The following is a 16,965-nucleotide window of genomic DNA, read 5'->3' as shown; positions in this document are numbered from 1 at the left end:
TTATAGCTAAATGAATACAAAATATTTCGACTTAATCAATCAAACATTTTATTTTCCTCAAGAAGAGTTCACCTTAAATAAAGACCATCTACAATTTCATGGTATTGATCTAATGAAATTAGTAGAGCAATACGGAACTCCTCTTAAGTTTACATATTTACCTAAAATTTCTCAAAATATTAATAAAGCTAAAATGTGGTTTCGTAATGCCATGGAAAAACATGGTTATGAGGCAAAATATTATTATTGCTATTGTACTAAAAGTTCCCATTTTGAATTTATCTTAAATGAAGCTTTAAAAAACAATATACATATTGAAACTTCTTCTGCCTTTGACATTAATATTGTTGAAAAATTAATGGAAGATGGAAGAATCAACAAAAATACTTTTGTTGTATGTAATGGATTTAAACGCGGGCAATATGTCAGTAATATTGCTCGGTTAATTAACAACGGACATAAAAATACAGTACCGGTTATTGATAATTTTGAAGAATTAGATTTATTACAAGAAGAAATTGACGGTAAATTCAAAATCGGAATTCGTATAGCAGCAGAAGAAGAACCTAAGTTTGAATTTTATACTTCTCGCTTAGGAATAGGTTATAAAGATATTGTGCCTTTCTACAGAAAAAATATTCAGGATAACAAAAAAGTTGAACTAAAAATGCTTCACTTTTTCATTAATGCCGGAATACGTGATACAGCTTATTATTGGAATGAGTTATTAAAATGTATGAAGGTTTATATCAACCTTAAAAAAGAATGCCCAACTTTAGATAGTTTAAATATAGGTGGAGGGTTTCCTATTAAAAATTCATTAGCTTTTGAATATGACTATCAATACATGGTAGATGAAATCTTAAACCAAATTAAAATCGCTTGTGATGAAGCAGAAGTTCCTGTTCCTCATATCTTTACTGAATTTGGTTCTTTTACAGTTGGAGAAGCAGGAGGAGCTATTTATCAAGTATTGTATCAGAAAAAACAAAATGACAGAGAAAATTGGAACATGATAGATTCTTCCTTTATCACAACACTCCCTGATACATGGGCAATTAACAAACGTTTTGTTATGTTAGCAGTAAATCGTTGGAATGATACTTACGAACGTGTGCTACTAGGAGGTTTAACATGTGATGGTGATGATTATTACAATTCTGAACAACACATGAACGCTATCTATCTTCCTAAATACAACAAAGAAAAACCGCTTTACATCGGTTTCTTTAACACAGGTGCATATCAAGAAACAATAGGAGGACACGGAGGTTTACATCATTGTATCTTACCACAACCTAAACACATCTTGATTGATAAAGATAAAAATGGCATTTTTGCAACAGAGGTTTTTTCAGAAGAACAAAAAGCAGAAGAAATTTTAGAGATATTAGGTTACAATAAAAAATAACAACAGAAAATACAAACACAAACAATAAATAAAAATGAATAAAGGACCTATTAGTCAATTTATTGAAAAACATTATCTTCATTTTAATGCAGCTGCTTTAGTAGATGCAGCTAAAGGATATGAAGAACATTTGTTAGACAATGGTAAAATGATGATTACCTTAGCAGGTGCTATGAGTACTGCCGAATTAGGAAAATCATTAGCTGAAATGATTCGTCAAGACAAAGTACATATCATTTCATGCACTGGTGCTAACTTAGAAGAAGATATTATGAACCTTGTAGCTCATAATTCATACAAAAGAGTTCCTAACTATCGTGATTTATCACCACAAGAAGAATGGGACTTGTTAGAAAATCATTACAATCGTGTAACAGATACTTGTATTCCTGAAGAGGAAGCTTTCCGTCGTTTACAATCACATTTATATGATATTTGGAATAAAGCTGATAAATCAGGTGAAAGATATTTCCCTCATGAGTTCATGTACCAAATGATTAATTCTGGTGTCTTAGAACAATATTACGAAATTGACCCTAAAGATTCTTGGATGGTTGCTGCTGCTGAAAAAAACCTACCAATAGTAGTACCTGGATGGGAAGATAGTACAATGGGTAATATTTTTGCTTCTTACTGCATTAAAGGTGAATTTCAAGCAACCACTATGAAAAGCGGTGTAGAATATATGATGTGGTTAGCTGATTGGTACACTAAAAACTGTGAAGGAAAAGGAATAGGATTTTTCCAAATTGGTGGTGGTATTGCAGGTGACTTCCCTATTTGTGTTGTTCCTATGTTATATCAAGATATGGAAATGCACGATGTTCCTTTCTGGAGTTATTTCTGCCAAATTTCAGACTCAACCACTAGTTACGGATCATATTCTGGTGCTGTTCCAAATGAAAAAATCACTTGGGGCAAATTAGACATTACAACTCCAAAATTCATCGTTGAATCTGACGCAACTATTGTTGCTCCATTAATTTTCGCATACGTTTTAGGCCAATAAAAAAGATTATCCCCAATTTATGAAAAGAGTTATTGTAGATTATTCAAAGCTTACGAGTGAAATTTTAAACCTTTTAGTAGAGAAATTCCCTGAAGGTTATGATGATTCTGACATCATTCGTTTTAAAAATGCTAAAAATGAAACAATTGAAGCTGTTGAAGTTAAGACTGAAGACACTATTTATTTAGTAAAAGTAAGTACTAAATTAGCAGATCGAATTGTGAACTTTGACGACGATGACGATATCGATGGTGATGATACACTAGACGCATTAAAAGATTTAGAAATTGATTCTGACGCTGCATCAGATGAAGAAAAAGAGGATCAATCTGAAGATGAAGACGAAGATCAAGAAGATGAGGATGAAGATCAAGATGAGGATGAAGACCAAGATTAATAATAAAAAAGGTTCGAAAGTTATTCGAACCTTTTTTATTTTATTTCATTAAATCTTTTTATAATTCTCATCTAAATCAATAAAATGTTTAAATAAAGTAATATGACTATTATCCAAAATAACGACCGCTTTTTCTTCTTTTCTTATCATTTATTTTTGAACTAATGAATACATAAGTAAATTACGTCTATACCATTCAGCTACGAAATTAGCACTTGTAAAATCTTGTGTCTTTCCCACTAAATTAAACAAAGAAATATAAGATCCTAAATCAAACTTTCTATTTACATGACTATTTAATTTTAGCAAAATTTCTGATAATTTTAATCTCTCAAAATTTTTATTCTTTTAAAAACAGAATCTTTCAATTGCTTTTATCCTGCTTTATCAATAACTATTAAAAGAGAATCAAACGGAAAAGAAGTGGAAACATCTATTCCCTAAGTTTTCATTTTTATTATTTTTTGCTATTCTAAAACCTAATTAAAAAATTTCATTCTCTACATAAAAATTATTTCTAGGTATTTTTAGCCACATAATCAAAATAGTCATTTTTAAAATATAAGTCATACAAACTATCTAATTCTTTTTGTTTTTTATAATCCCATTCCGTAAAAATTTTAGTAGGATTTTGCTTATTGTTTCATTATTTTTTTCAAGCTCTTTCTATGATGCATCATTTAATACATCTATTTTTTTGTATTTCGTTAAATCTTGCCCTGGATTATTAAAATGAAAAACGCCATTTAGTAGGATTTCTTTCTTAAAAACTTTTTTTGCGCATATATTCCAAAAAAGAAAGCAATAAGAGTAAATAGATTTTTTTAAAATTTCATGATAATTATTTTTTAAACAAATAAAAAATAATCTTTCCCTTTAAAATTGTAAAAATGTAAACTAAGTTAAAAAACTAACCATATATTTTCTTTGTTTGTATCTACATTTTAAAAAATCAGTAGGTTTAAAACTCGTTAAATCTTTAAAATCTCTAACAAAGTGTGACTGATCATAAAATTGTGATTCATAAGAAAGTTTAGTAAAATTTCCTTCTCTTATTTGATTTACTAATGATATCCTAAAGCGATGAATTTTTCTAAATTCTGTAGGTGATTTCTTTACTTGTTTTGTAAATATTTTATTCAAATACTGTCTTGACACAGTATACTTATGAGTTATTTCATTAATCTTTAAATCTGACGGAAAGTCTACAATAATATTTTATAAAAGGGTAAATTCTTTCTCTTTAAACTTGTTTCTAACTCTCTTATTTTGCAAATTTCTATTAGATGTTTTAAAAATTGCATTCATCTTTTCTTTATAATCATAAAGGGATTAAAATAAAATATATTATTTTCTGAATTTAATAAAGAAAAATCTACAAAACGATTCAAACCTAAAAGTTTAAAATAAATTGTTATCACAGGAGTTATCTGATTTTGTATTATTTCAATAGGTGTTATATAACGAGTTACTAAAGTACTAACTATATTATTTTCATTTAAATTACTAACCTCTATAAGACTATTTTTAATCGTAAGTTTGTATTTTAATAAACTGCTACAATTGAGTAATTATTAGGAAAAGTCCAATATTTCATCACTACTTCATTTAATTCTTTTTATTTACAAAATAAAATCCTTCTATAAAATGACTTAAAAGAATGTCTCTCAATTTATAAAAATCTACATCGATATTTTATCTTAGATAAGCAATAAATATAAAATATTATCTTTTCTATTAACAGACTAAAAATAAAATATTAATCATATATTTTATATAAAAAAGAAGGGAATAAACCTTCTCTATTTGTTCCAAAAGGTTAAAAACCTAAATCTCGTTCTATTTCTTCCATTTCTATTATATCGTGTGCTTCTAATAAAGTAGGAACTACTAATATAGAATCAGGAACCTCATTAAAATCAATTCCTTCTGCCACTAATACAAAAGACTTCTTTAAAGCTTTATGTTTATCTGATAATTCTATAAAAGAATTAATTGCTTCTAAATTAACTGAATCATCGTGTGTAATATCTATAATTAAATTAACATCCTTAAATGTATTATACTGACTGATTAGTTTTTGTAAAAAAACATCAGAACTACCTTCTGTATCTTTTATAATGGTAGTATGTCCTCTTTGATCAACTTTCATTACTTTTTTTCTTCACTAAATTAATCATTCAAAAATTAAATAAAAATGATTATCATTTTTATTTAATTTTTGAAGCTAATAAATAAATTACTGCCATGCGAACTGCCACTCCATTTTCTACTTGATCTAAAATAACAGATTGTTTAGAATCAGCTACATCGCTGGTAATTTCCACCCCACGATTAATAGGACCAGGATGCATTACAACTATTTCTTTATTTAAAGAATTTAATAAATCTTTATCTAATCCATATTGCATGGTATACTCACGTGTAGAAGGGAAATAACTTACATCTAAACGTTCATTTTGAACACGTAACATATTGGCTACATCGCACCATTCAAGTGCTTTTCTTAAATTAGGCTCTACTTCTACCCCTAACTCTCTAATATAGCGCGGAATTAAAGTATTAGGACCACAAACTTTAACTTGAGCACCTAATTTTTGTAATGAATAAATATTAGATAAGGCTACCCTTGAATGCAAAATATCTCCTACAATTACCACTTTTTTTCCAGCTACGTCACCTAATTTTTCACGAATAGTATAAGCATCTAACAATGCTTGTGTAGGATGCTCATGTGCTCCATCTCCTGCATTTACAATACTTGCTTTTACATTTTTTGAAAGAAAAACAGCAGCACCTGGTGATGAATGACGCATAACGACCATATCTACTTTCATAGAAAGTATATTATTCACTGTATCAATAAGAGTTTCTCCTTTTGTAACAGAAGAACTAGAGGCTGCAAAATTTACAATATCAGCGGATAACCTTTTTTGAGCTAGCTCAAATGATAGTTTTGTACGTGTACTATTTTCAAAGAAGATATTAGCAATGGTGATATCACGTAAAGAAGGTACTTTTTTAATTGGACGATTAATTACTTCTTTAAAATGATCAGCGGTTTCAAAAATTAACTGAATATCTTCTTCAGTTATATATTTAATCCCTAATAAGTGATTTACGCTTAATTCTTTCATTTTACTTTGTTATTAATTCTACTGCATCCTCACCATGGATTTCTTTCCATTTTACCACTACTTTTTCATAATTGATAGCATCTACTTGCCTTCCTCTATAATCAGGCTGTATAGGCAAATGACGACTAAATCGTCTATCAATTAATACCAATAATTCTACTTCACTTGGTCTACCAAAAGATTGTAAGGCTTGCAAAGCAGCATTAATACTTCGACCTGTATACAATACATCATCTATAAAGATTACTTTCTTCCCTTCGACTAAGAAATCTATTTGTGTTTTATTAGCTTCTAGGGTTTCACCACGTCTAAAATCATCTCTAAAGAAAGTAATATCTAAATAACCAATTTGTACGGAGGGAACCTCATATTCTTGTTCTAAGATTTGCAATAATCGCTTCGCTAAATAGACACCGCGAGGTTGAATCCCAATTAAGACTGTTTCTGAAAAATCTAAGTGATTTTCAATAAGCTGACAAGCCAAACGATGGAGTATAATATTTACTTCTGTAGAAGTAAGCAGCGTTTTATGACTCATGGTTATGTTATTTCATTTGGAATGTAAAAGTACATTTTTTTTTGATAAAAAAAGTCCCGATGGCTCGGGACTTTTTTTATTGTTTGAGAAACTTTGTATTTGAGGTTCCTTTATCAGATTTTATTTTTATAAAATAATTCCCTGAAGTTAAACTTGATACATCAATTGTATTCATATTTTGAGCACTTGGAATTACAAAAACCAGTTGTTCCAAAGCATTATATCTGAATTGAATCCACTTCAATAGTATCTTTTGATCCTATATTTAAAGTAGCCTCTACAGGATTTGGATACAATCTAAAATAACTATTGAATTCAAAATCTTATTTTTTAAAGCAGCTATAGTCATGGTAGCCGTATTAGTTGTAATAGAAAAATTATAATCAAAATAGATATTTGCGTTTTTACTAAAGCTATTACCAGCAACTAAATTCAACTTTATTTTGATTTTGAAAAACACATAGTTATGATTATTGGCATGATTAAACAGCAAATTAATTGTTCAAAAAAATTAATTATTCAAAATAACAAAAAAAGTCCTACAATTTTGCAGGACTTTTAACTTTTTAGATTAAGGAAATATTATTTCTCTCCTCTTTCCATTTTAGCTTTTAATTCAGCTAAAGCATCGATATCTCCTAAAGTTGATTTCTCAGCTTGAGTAGAAGTAGTTTTAGATTCAGCTTCTTTAACTACTTTTTCTTCTTCTTCACGGAAGATAGCTGTGTGAGATGCTACTACTCTTTTGAATTCTTTGTTGAACTCAATTACTTTGAAGTCAGCAGTATCACCTTTTTTCAATTTTTTACCATCTTCTTTTTCTAAGTGACGTGTAGGGATGAAAGCTACAACATCATCACCGAAATCTACAGTTGCACCTTTGTCAACCATTTCAGAGATAGTTCCGTTGTGTACAGTACCTACAGCGAACGCATCCTCATGCTTATCCCAAGGGTTAGCAGTAGTTTGTTTGTGACCTAAAGATAATTTACGAGCATCAACATCTAATTCTAACACAACAACATCTAATTTGTCACCTACGTTAACGAATTCAGATGGGTGTTTGATTTTTTTAGTCCAAGATAAGTCAGAAATATATACTAAACCATCAATACCTTCTTCTAATTCTACGAAGATACCAAAGTTAGTAAAGTTTCTTACTGTACCTGTATGTTTAGAACCTACTGGGTATTTAGCAGTAATATCTGTCCAAGGATCGTTAGTTAATTGTTTGATACCTAAAGACATTTTTCTCTCTTCTCTATCTAAAGTTAAGATAACTGCTTCTACTTCATCTCCAATTTTCACGAAATCTTGAGCACTTCTTAAGTGAGTTGACCAAGACATTTCAGAAACGTGGATTAAACCTTCAACTCCTTCAGCAACTTCGATGAAAGCACCGTAATCAGCTAAAACAACTACTTTACCTTTCACTTTATCACCAACAGCTAAGTTAGCATCTAAAGCATCCCAAGGGTGAGCGTTTAATTGTTTTAAACCTAATTGGATACGTGTTTTCTCATCATCAAAGTCTAAGATAACTACGTTTAATTTTTGGTCTAATTCTAATACTTCAGATGGGTGGTTGATTCTTGACCAAGATAAGTCAGTGATGTGGATTAATCCATCAACACCTCCTAAGTCAATAAATACTCCATAAGAAGTGATGTTTTTAACAACTCCTTCTAATACCTGACCTTTTTCTAATTGACCGATGATTTCTTTTTTCTGAACTTCAATATCAGCTTCAATAAGTGCTTTGTGAGATACAACAACGTTTTTGAATTCATGGTTGATTTTAACCACTTTGAATTCCATCATTTTATTCACATATTGATCGTAGTCACGGATAGGCTTAACATCGATTTGAGAACCTGGTAAGAATGCTTCGATTCCGAATACGTCAACGATCATACCACCTTTAGTTCTACATTTTACGAAACCATTAACGATTTCTCCAGACTCGTTAGCAGCAATAACTCTATCCCAAGCTTTGATAGTTCTAGCTTTTTTGTGAGATAATACTAACTGTCCTGATTTATCTTCACGGATGTCGATTAAAACTTCAACTTTATCACCAACTTTTAAAGCTGGATTGTAACGGAACTCGTTTAAAGAAATAACACCTTCTGATTTTGCATTGATATCAACAATAGCATCTCTTTCAGTAATTCTAACAACAACACCTTCTACTACTTCTTCAGCACCTGTAGAAATAAAAGTTTTTGCTACTAAATCTTCAAACTCTTGTAAATTTTTAGCGTCTACTGCATCAATACCTTCAGCATAGTTATGCCAGTTAAAGTCTGCTAAAAATTGTTCTTGTTCTTTTGTAATTTCAGACATGATCTGATTTAAAAATTTGTATTCTGTTTCTTCGGTGTTTCATTAAGCAGCAAAAAACAGAAGCGTTTTACATATAATTACTTGAATTTCTTTTGGATACACCTACTGCCAAAAGGTCTGCAAAATTAATCATAATTAATTAACTACCAAACTGTTTTTTTTATTTTATAAACAAAAAAGCCGATTTTAATAAAAATCGGCTTTTTTTATATCTTTTCTTCTTAGTGAGAGAAAGACTCTACATCTTTTGGATCGTGTTTATGTTTGAATAAAAGAGCAAAAGCTATAGCTATTATCAATGCGTAAACCGCAAAAGAAAACCAAATATTATGCCAGTCTCTTTGTCCATTAATGGTAAAATAAGCATCAATTACTTTACCACTAATCAATCCTCCAAAGAAAGAGCCAAAACCGTTTGTCATCATCATAAACAACCCTTGAGCTGATGAACGAATAGATGAATCAGTAGTGGTTTCTACGAATAATGACCCTGAAATATTAAAGAAATCGAATGCCATTCCATAAACAATACAAGAAAGAATAATCATCCATAACCCAGTGGCTGGATTTCCATATGCAAATAACCCAAAACGTAATACCCAAGCCAACATGGAAATTAACATTACTTGTTTTATACCGAAACGCTTTAGAAAAAATGGAATAGCTAGAATAAACAATGTCTCTGAAATTTGAGAAATAGACATAATAAGAGTAGAATTTTTAACAATTAAACTATCCTTATACTGAGGCATATTTCCAAATTCTGACAAAAACACATCTCCATACATATTTGTTAATTGTAACGCTCCCCCTAAAAACATAGAAAATACAAAAAACAAAGCCATTTTGTAAGTACCAAATAACTTAAATGAATCTAATCCTAATTTTTTTGATAAAGAGGCATTTTCATCGATTAAATTTTGAGGTTTACATGCTGGCAAGGTAAATGAATATATTCCCAAAACTAATGCTGTAAAGGCTGATATATAAAACATATTTGCAGATGCTTTGTTTCCTGTTAAATTAGTAGCCCACATAGCTAAAATAAAACCAACAGTTCCCCAAACACGAATTGGCGGAAAAACTTTTACTACATCAAATTTATTCTCTTTTAAAATCGTATAAGCTACTGAATTAGACAATGAAATTGTAGGCATATAGAACATCATAGCTGCAAAAATAACCCAATAAAAAGTAGTTGGATTATCTACCTGTGGAAGATATGCTACACATAATCCCCCTAATATATGAAGCACACCATATAATCTCTCTGCATTCATCCATTTATCAGCTACAATACCTGTGATAGCAGGCATAATAATAGAGGATATCCCAAGTGTTGAAAATATGGCTCCAAACTCTGCACCACTCCATTGTTTGGTTCCAAACCAGTAATTTCCTACGGTAATTAACCAAGCTCCCCACACGAAAAACTGCAAAAAGCTCATTAAGGTTAGTCTAATTTTAATATTCATACGTTTTGATTTGGTTATTATATTCTAAAAAGCGGGTAAATCTATGAAAAATTCAGTACTTTCAAATGATTATAACAAAAAATATCAGTCTTTTTTAAATTTTACCTTTAATTATTTCCATAACCTTATTAAATTGCTCTTCACGTGTTAATTCTGAATTATCAATTTCGATAGCATCATTTGCTTTAACTAATGGTGAATCTTTACGCGAGGTATCAATATGATCACGCTGTAAAACATTTTCTAGAACACGGTCATACGATACTAATTGTCCTTTTTCTGTTAATTCGTCAAAACGCCGTTGAGCACGAACATCTGCTCTAGAAGTCATAAACAATTTAACTTCCGCATCTGGAAAAACAACGGTTCCTATATCTCGACCATCCATAACAACTCCTTTATCAACTCCCATTTGTTTTTGTTGATTTACAAGCATAGATCTAACATCTGATATTTCTGCTACCTTACTAACATAATTAGATACTTCTAATGTTCTTATTTGTTTTTCTACATTAACTCCATCTAAAAACATTTCAGCAAAACCAAGATTTGGATTAAATTGAAAACCTAAATTCAAAGTGGGCAAAAATTCTATTAAACGCTTAACATCAAATTCAAATTCATCAATCAAATTCTGTTGCATGGCAAAATAAGTAACGGCACGATACATTGCACCTGTATCAACATACACATAACCTAATTCTTTTGCTACTTGTTTAGCCAAGGTACTTTTTCCTGTAGAGGAAAATCCATCAATTGCAATTGTAATTTTTTTCAATTTTTAAAGATTTATAGTTAATCCAAACATAGAAGTATTGGATGCCAAAGTATATCTTGAATAGGAATAATCAAAAAGAAACTTAGAAAATCGAATTCCTACTCCTACGGAAAATCCTGCAAAAGTTCTTTGTTCTAATATTTTAAGTTCTGCCGCTCTTCTAAAATTATAGCTTATTCTAAAATTAATTCCTTTATCTGGCAAAATTTCAGCACCTAAAATTACATGGCGCATAGCATTTCCTAAAAAACCCACTTCTTCTTCTTTTACCACTCCATCTAACATTTTTTCACTTCTTGCTGGGTTTGAAAACGCTAATTGCCATTTTTGCAAATTATCTAATGTTAGGTGCCAACGGATTGGTAGATGTTCTAATTTTTTTGAGATTCCTAACATGACTTCAAATGGCATTTTTTCTTGTATTCCGTTATAGGTAATAATTTGATTTCCAAAATTTTTAACCAGTAAAGCATAATTTACAGCATTTTCTTGATCTAAATAATTAATTCCAATATCTGTTGCTAGACCAAATGATTGATAATGCTCTAAAAAGGAAGTTACAACCTTAGCATTCGCTCCTAAATACAGATCACTTCTTGGAATGTTATAAGCGTATCCAAAAGACATTACTAACTCGTTAGCTGTAAAAGCTCCCGTTTGATTACCCAATTCATCCCTCCCATCAAAAGTACCATAATTAATATATGATATACCTGTATAAAATGTTTGAATATGCCTATCATATGTAAAAGCATACGAAACAGTACCATAATTAATATCGCCTAGATAACTTGCATAATTAAGTCCTAGTTTACCATCCATTTCTTGATTAATAGAAGCAGGATTAAGCATAGGTTGATTTACATCATCGTCATATATTGTAATTGCTTTTCCTCCTAAAGCTGCTTGCCTAGGTGATGTATTTAAATTTAAAAAACGATATACACCATCACCTCCTATTTGAGAGTAAGTAGGTAAGGAAAAAATAAATATTAATAACAAGAATTTTGGTCGCATCAAGTTTCGCGTTAAATTTATACTATAACGCAGGAGCGAAGATATTATTTTTTCATAAAAAAACGGCTATATTAATATAGCCGTTTTTTATCTTATAATGTTTTTGGATTTTTTACTTTTTCTTTTGTAATAGCAATTTCGAGGACATCACTCATTTCACTTACATAATGAAACGTTAATCCTTCTAAATAATCAGGATTGATTTCATCTATATCTCGCTTATTTTCTATACATAAGACAATCTCTTTAATCTTAGCTCTTTTAGCTGCTAAAATTTTTTCTTTTATCCCTCCTACTGGCAGAACTTTCCCTCTAAGAGTTATTTCTCCTGTCATTGCTAAATGTTTTTTAACTCTTTTCTGTGTTAATAAAGAAACTAAGGAAGTCAACATAGCTATACCTGCACTTGGACCATCTTTAGGGGTAGCTCCTTCAGGTATATGCACATGAATATTGTATTTTGTAAATATTTCAGTATTTAATCCTAAAATTTCTGCATTAGCTTTCACGTATTCCATAGCAATAGTGATCGACTCTTTCATTACAGTACCTATATTCCCTGTAAAAGTAAGTCCTCCTTTCCCTGCTGAAATGATTGATTCTATAAATAAAATATCACCCCCTACACTGGTCCATGCTAAACCTGTAACAACGCCTGCTATTTCATTATTTTCATATTTATCACGTTCCATACGAGGAGCACCTAATACTTTTATTACATCCTCATCTGTAGCTTTTACATTGTATGCTTCTTCCATTGCTACTGATTTTGCAGCATTGCGAACCATTTGTGCAATTTTTTTCTCTAAACCACGTACACCTGATTCACGTGTATAGCCTTCTACAATTTTTTCAATTTGTTTTTTGCCTATAGAAAATTGTTTTCCATTTAATCCGTGATCTTTTATCTGCTTAGGTACTAGATGCTGTTTTGCAATTTCAACTTTTTCTTCAACTGTATAACCTGTCATGGTTATAATTTCCATACGATCACGAAGGGCTGGTTGTACAGCTGAAATGTTATTAGAAGTTGCAATGAACATAATTTTAGATAAATCAAAACCCATTTCTAAGAAATTATCGTAAAATTCCTTGTTTTGCTCAGGATCTAAAGCCTCTAATAAAGCTGATGAAGGATCACCATTATGACTGCTTGACAATTTATCTATCTCATCTAAAATAAAAACAGGATTTGACGATTTTACTTTTTTCAAATTCTGTAAAATGCGTCCTGGCATTGCTCCTATATACGTTTTTCTATGCCCTCTAATTTCAGCTTCATCACGTAACCCTCCTAAAGACATACGCACATACTCCCGCCCTAATGCTTCTGCTATAGAGCGTCCAATAGAAGTTTTACCTACACCTGGAGGCCCTGTAAAACACAATATAGGCGATTTCATATCATTACGTAATTTTAAAACTGCAAGGTGTTCTATAATACGTTTTTTAATTTCCTCCATACCATAATGATCACGATCCAAAATAGCTTGTGCGCGTTTTAAATCAAAATTATCTTCAGTATATTCATTCCAAGGCAACTCTAAAAACAATTCTAAATAATTGCGTTGAATTCCGAAATCAGGAGAATTAGGATTGGTGCGTTGTAGTTTTTGTAATTCTTTTTCAAAATGTTCCCCTACTTTTTCATCCCATTTTTTAGCTTTCGCTTTTTTACGCATTTCTTCTATTTCTTGCTCAGTAGAATTCCCTCCTAATTCTTCTTGTATGGTCTTCATCTGCTGTTGCAAGAAATACTCACGTTGTTGTTGATCTAAATCAAAACGAACTTTTGACTGAATATCATTCTTCAATTCTAATTTCTGAAGTTCAATATTCATATGTTTTAATGTTTCTAAAGCACGTTCTTTTAGATCATGTATTTCCAAAAGTTGTTGTTTTTCTTCTGCTGTTAAGTTCATATTAGAAGAAACAAAACTTACTAAGAACGGATCACTCTCTATATTTTTAATTGCAAAAGTAGCCTCAGTAGGAATATTAGGACTTTCCTTAATAATCTGTATTGCTAATTCTCTGATTGAATCAATAATTGCATTAAGTTCATCATCTGTTTCATCTGGACGAATCTCAGGCACTTCTTTTATAGTAGCTCTTATATAGGGTTCTGTAGTAGTTACCGTATCTATTTCAAAACGTTTTTTACCTTGCAAAATAACCGTTACATTTCCATCAGGCATTTTAAGAATTTTTAAAATGCGTGCTACTGTACCAATTTTATTAATTTGTTCCTCTGTAGGATCTTCATCCTCTTCATTTTTTTGCGAAACAACTCCAATAATTTTATCTAAGGCATTAGCGTCATTCAATAATTTTATTGATTTATCTCTACCTGCTGTAATAGGTATTACAACACCTGGAAAAAGTACTGTATTACGTAAAGGCAAAATAGGCAAATCCACAGGAAGACTCTCCTTATTCATTTCTTCCTCATCTTCTGGTGTTAAAAGAGGAATTAATTCTGCTTCATGATCTATTTCCTGAAGTGACATATTGTCAAGCGTAATGATTTTTTGTTGAGACATATATTAATTAAGTCATTTTGTCATTAAACATAACCTACTTCTATCACAAAAATCTTGCAATAAAAATAACCATCATACTGAAAATGAGGATTTAAACAATAAAACTATTCTTTTCAGTACAATAACTTGTCAAGTTCTATGCCATAAAAAATCCCGAATAACTCGGGATTGTATATTTATAAGTTTTAGAACAAATTATAAGTCTGCAACTCAGAAACAGTATCAGAAGTACCTGTATTTTGAATGATAGATTTAACACAACCTACACCTTTAGCATACCAATAATATGTAGTAGTAGTAGTAACTTGCATTAGTACTGTAGTTTTTTGAATAACTTTAAATTTAATAACATTATTAAAAGTAACGCCATTTACCACTATAGAGGTGTCTTTTCCTAACATAGTTCCATCTATAACTGTAGATGTTACTACAGAAGGTATTACAGGATTACTATATGTAAAAGTTTGTGTAAAATTACTCGTCCAAGTATCATTTAGATTTACATAATCTTTAAACAACAGGTATTCAAATTCTGTCGATTGAGCTGTACCTGTAGTCCCTAAATCTGCTGTAAAACCAGGCACTCTTAAATAATAATCACCGTTATTTTTTCTCAATTGCATAGTTACCTTTGCGGAAACAGAAGCACTTTGACCAAAAAGATTATTAAATGTGTAGTATGTTTTCCCTCTCAAAACCTCTGTAGACATTACCTTCATAGGTGTTTGAGCAACTCCATTTTTAGTATAAGTCCAATTATTATTAACCACTGATGGCCAGTAATCAACAACAACTCCATTAGGGTTTGAATTAGTATCATTATTAATTTGTTTCGGTAATACTGGATCAATAGATTCAACAGAACAAGAAGCAAAAAATAAAGTTGTTAGAACTGCTAAAATATTAATAAATTTGATTTTCATAGTATTTACTAAGGCTAAATTCAATGCGATATAATTATTTTTTTTCTTTAGGAATCCTCAAAAGTAAAATAACACCAAGCACAAAGAAAATACAAAGAAAAACTATAGAGTTTCTCATCGTTCCTGTTATTTGGTCAATGATTCCGTAGATTGACATTCCAATTACAATACCTATTTTTTCAGTCACGTCATAAAAACTAAAATAAGAAGCGGTATCAGTAGTTTCTGGTAGAAATTTTGAATAAGTAGAACGAGCCAATGATTGAATTCCTCCCATTACCAAACCTACAAATCCTGCTGTTGTGTAAAATTCTGTTGGTGTTTCTACATAAAATGCAACTAAACATAAAATAGCCCAACAAGCATTCAAAAAAATTAAGACTTTAATATTTCCTAATTTTTGTGATGCCTTTGATGTTATATAAGCTCCTAAAACAGCTACTAACTGAATTAATAAAATACTTATTATTAACCCTGTTGTTTTTTGACTATCTGTTTCCCAAGTAATTTCCTCTGCCCCAAAATAAGTTGCAACGAGCATTACTGTTTGGACAGCCATAATAAAAACAAAATAACTTGCCAAATATCGTTTTAAGGCTAAATTCTTTTTAGTTCTTTCCAAACTAATTGTAACTCATGAAAACCATCCAAAATTACTGCTCGTGTTACTTTATTACCTGTACTTATTCCTTTAGGTAAATAATAGTAGGTAATATGACTAAAGGCTATCCACCAAATACCCGTCATAACGAATGAATAACGCATCATTTGAATTGCACTTTCATTAGAGTTAACACTCATTATCATTCCTAAATTAACCAACAATAAAATTGTACTACCTAAATAGCCCATAGAAAATCCGCGGGCACTTACAGCATCTTGTTGTTCAGGATAAGCAATATCTGGTAAATAGGAATTATAAAATACTAAACTTCCCCAAAAACCAATTAATCCAAAGAGGTATATTATAAAACTCAATAAAAAATTATCTGCGGTAAACCAGTACAAACCTATACATGCTATCCCACCCATATAACAAAAAAAACGAAGAAATGTCATTTTATTTCCAACGTAATCAGCAATTCCTGATAGTATTGGCGAAATTAAAGCCACCAAGACAAAGGCAATTGCGGTTACAAAAGAGATTACAGCGGTATCTTTAAAATGATATCCAAAAATATCAACAAAATGATTTCCTCTAATCTTAAAAATAGCACTATAATAAATTGGAAAAATAGCAGAAGTTATCACTAAACTATACACTGAATTTGCCCAATCATAAAAAGCCCAAGCGTTTAATAGCTTTTTATCTCCTTTTTGAAGTGGTAGCATTTTTTGTAATTTAAATTAAAAAATAAAAGCCCCTGTTAGGGGCTTCTAAAGTAATCTTT

The 16,965-nt window shown here is 30.6% G+C and carries 15 protein-coding genes and 2 pseudogenes; 3 read left to right on the top strand and 14 right to left on the bottom strand.

Annotation, left to right across the window (positions count from 1 at the left end; genetic code table 11):
• Nucleotides 1–10 precede the first annotated feature (10 nt).
• Genes JJC03_RS11355 through JJC03_RS11345 form a run of 3 tightly spaced genes read left to right on the top strand, consistent with a single transcriptional unit; the run spans nucleotide 11 to nucleotide 2,817 of the window.
• Nucleotides 11–1,411, top strand: coding sequence for a type III PLP-dependent enzyme domain-containing protein (locus JJC03_RS11355; RefSeq protein WP_088445100.1), 1,401 nt, complete (start codon nucleotides 11–13; stop codon nucleotides 1,409–1,411).
• 34 nt (nucleotides 1,412–1,445) lie between these two features.
• Complete coding sequence (locus JJC03_RS11350; protein WP_088398121.1) at nucleotides 1,446–2,420, top strand: deoxyhypusine synthase family protein; 975 nt, start codon at nucleotides 1,446–1,448, stop codon at nucleotides 2,418–2,420.
• Nucleotides 2,421–2,439: 19 nt separating this feature from the next.
• A complete protein-coding gene (locus JJC03_RS11345) occupies nucleotides 2,440–2,817 on the top strand; it encodes a DNA primase (RefSeq protein WP_088398122.1) in 378 nt (125 codons plus the stop codon).
• A gap of 150 nt (nucleotides 2,818–2,967) precedes the next feature.
• Here JJC03_RS11345 and JJC03_RS11340 read toward each other — a convergent pair.
• The 14 genes and pseudogenes from JJC03_RS11340 to JJC03_RS11280 all read right to left on the bottom strand — a co-directional run.
• Nucleotides 2,968–3,150: pseudogene (locus tag JJC03_RS11340) on the bottom strand (DUF5694 domain-containing protein); the annotation flags it as partial.
• A gap of 564 nt (nucleotides 3,151–3,714) precedes the next feature.
• The gene (locus tag JJC03_RS11335) at nucleotides 3,715–3,975 is read right to left on the bottom strand and encodes a helix-turn-helix domain-containing protein (protein ID WP_258931858.1); all 261 of its coding nucleotides are present in this window, start codon (nucleotides 3,973–3,975) and stop codon (nucleotides 3,715–3,717) included.
• Nucleotides 3,976–4,636: 661 nt separating this feature from the next.
• Complete coding sequence (locus JJC03_RS11330) at nucleotides 4,637–4,969, bottom strand: ribonuclease Z (RefSeq protein ID WP_088445112.1); 333 nt, start codon at nucleotides 4,967–4,969, stop codon at nucleotides 4,637–4,639.
• Nucleotides 4,970–5,027: 58 nt separating this feature from the next.
• On the bottom strand, nucleotides 5,028–5,954 hold the full coding sequence (locus tag JJC03_RS11325) for an aspartate carbamoyltransferase catalytic subunit (protein WP_235873344.1): 927 nt from the start codon (nucleotides 5,952–5,954) through the stop codon (nucleotides 5,028–5,030).
• A 1-nt stretch (nucleotide 5,955) separates the two neighbouring features.
• Entirely contained in the window at nucleotides 5,956–6,492 is a 537-nt protein-coding gene (pyrR, locus tag JJC03_RS11320; RefSeq protein ID WP_088398125.1) for a bifunctional pyr operon transcriptional regulator/uracil phosphoribosyltransferase PyrR, read from the bottom strand.
• Between the two features lie 76 nt (nucleotides 6,493–6,568).
• Nucleotides 6,569–6,736 carry a T9SS type A sorting domain-containing protein gene (locus tag JJC03_RS11315; protein ID WP_235873343.1) on the bottom strand — a complete coding sequence of 56 codons (168 nt, stop codon included), beginning with the start codon at nucleotides 6,734–6,736 and terminating at the stop codon, nucleotides 6,569–6,571.
• Between the two features lie 33 nt (nucleotides 6,737–6,769).
• Nucleotides 6,770–6,985: a DUF7619 domain-containing protein gene (locus tag JJC03_RS19430; RefSeq protein ID WP_445297847.1), complete on the bottom strand. Its 216-nt coding sequence runs from the start codon at nucleotides 6,983–6,985 to the stop codon at nucleotides 6,770–6,772.
• 89 nt (nucleotides 6,986–7,074) lie between these two features.
• Nucleotides 7,075–8,838, bottom strand: coding sequence for a 30S ribosomal protein S1 (rpsA, locus tag JJC03_RS11310; RefSeq protein ID WP_088398128.1), 1,764 nt, complete (start codon nucleotides 8,836–8,838; stop codon nucleotides 7,075–7,077).
• Nucleotides 8,839–9,059: 221 nt separating this feature from the next.
• Nucleotides 9,060–10,313: a nucleoside permease gene (locus tag JJC03_RS11305; RefSeq protein ID WP_088398129.1), complete on the bottom strand. Its 1,254-nt coding sequence runs from the start codon at nucleotides 10,311–10,313 to the stop codon at nucleotides 9,060–9,062.
• A gap of 94 nt (nucleotides 10,314–10,407) precedes the next feature.
• Nucleotides 10,408–11,091 carry a (d)CMP kinase gene (gene cmk, locus JJC03_RS11300; protein ID WP_088398130.1) on the bottom strand — a complete coding sequence of 228 codons (684 nt, stop codon included), beginning with the start codon at nucleotides 11,089–11,091 and terminating at the stop codon, nucleotides 10,408–10,410.
• Nucleotides 11,092–11,094: 3 nt separating this feature from the next.
• Nucleotides 11,095–12,108, bottom strand: a complete 1,014-nt coding sequence (porQ, locus tag JJC03_RS11295) for a type IX secretion system protein PorQ (RefSeq protein ID WP_088398131.1) — start codon at nucleotides 12,106–12,108, stop codon at nucleotides 11,095–11,097.
• Between the two features lie 92 nt (nucleotides 12,109–12,200).
• Nucleotides 12,201–14,651, bottom strand: a complete 2,451-nt coding sequence (gene lon, locus JJC03_RS11290; protein ID WP_235873342.1) for an endopeptidase La — start codon at nucleotides 14,649–14,651, stop codon at nucleotides 12,201–12,203.
• A 185-nt stretch (nucleotides 14,652–14,836) separates the two neighbouring features.
• A complete protein-coding gene (locus JJC03_RS11285) occupies nucleotides 14,837–15,574 on the bottom strand; it encodes a hypothetical protein (RefSeq protein WP_235873341.1) in 738 nt (245 codons plus the stop codon).
• A 34-nt stretch (nucleotides 15,575–15,608) separates the two neighbouring features.
• Nucleotides 15,609–16,906: pseudogene (locus tag JJC03_RS11280) on the bottom strand (MFS transporter).
• Nucleotides 16,907–16,965 lie beyond the last annotated feature (59 nt).

This window comes from Flavobacterium oreochromis (assembly GCF_019565455.1).
Lineage (GTDB): Bacteria > Bacteroidota > Bacteroidia > Flavobacteriales > Flavobacteriaceae > Flavobacterium > Flavobacterium oreochromis.
This window is presented reverse-complemented; position numbering and strand designations above follow the sequence as displayed.

What these genes read in the sequence shown, in the direction of transcription:
- JJC03_RS11355 (WP_088445100.1), top strand. Translation starts at nt 11, where the DNA reads ATGAATACAAAATATTTCGACTTAATCAATCAAACATTTTATTTTCCT.
- JJC03_RS11350 (WP_088398121.1), top strand. Translation starts at nt 1,446, where the DNA reads ATGAATAAAGGACCTATTAGTCAATTTATTGAAAAACATTATCTTCAT.
- JJC03_RS11345 (WP_088398122.1), top strand. Translation starts at nt 2,440, where the DNA reads ATGAAAAGAGTTATTGTAGATTATTCAAAGCTTACGAGTGAAATTTTA.
- JJC03_RS11330 (WP_088445112.1), bottom strand. Translation starts at nt 4,969, where the DNA reads ATGAAAGTTGATCAAAGAGGACATACTACCATTATAAAAGATACAGAA.
- JJC03_RS11325 (WP_235873344.1), bottom strand. Translation starts at nt 5,954, where the DNA reads ATGAAAGAATTAAGCGTAAATCACTTATTAGGGATTAAATATATAACT.
- pyrR (WP_088398125.1), bottom strand. Translation starts at nt 6,492, where the DNA reads ATGAGTCATAAAACGCTGCTTACTTCTACAGAAGTAAATATTATACTC.
- rpsA (WP_088398128.1), bottom strand. Translation starts at nt 8,838, where the DNA reads ATGTCTGAAATTACAAAAGAACAAGAACAATTTTTAGCAGACTTTAAC.
- JJC03_RS11305 (WP_088398129.1), bottom strand. Translation starts at nt 10,313, where the DNA reads ATGAATATTAAAATTAGACTAACCTTAATGAGCTTTTTGCAGTTTTTC.
- porQ (WP_088398131.1), bottom strand. Translation starts at nt 12,108, where the DNA reads ATGCGACCAAAATTCTTGTTATTAATATTTATTTTTTCCTTACCTACT.
- lon (WP_235873342.1), bottom strand. Translation starts at nt 14,651, where the DNA reads ATGTCTCAACAAAAAATCATTACGCTTGACAATATGTCACTTCAGGAA.
- JJC03_RS11285 (WP_235873341.1), bottom strand. Translation starts at nt 15,574, where the DNA reads ATGAAAATCAAATTTATTAATATTTTAGCAGTTCTAACAACTTTATTT.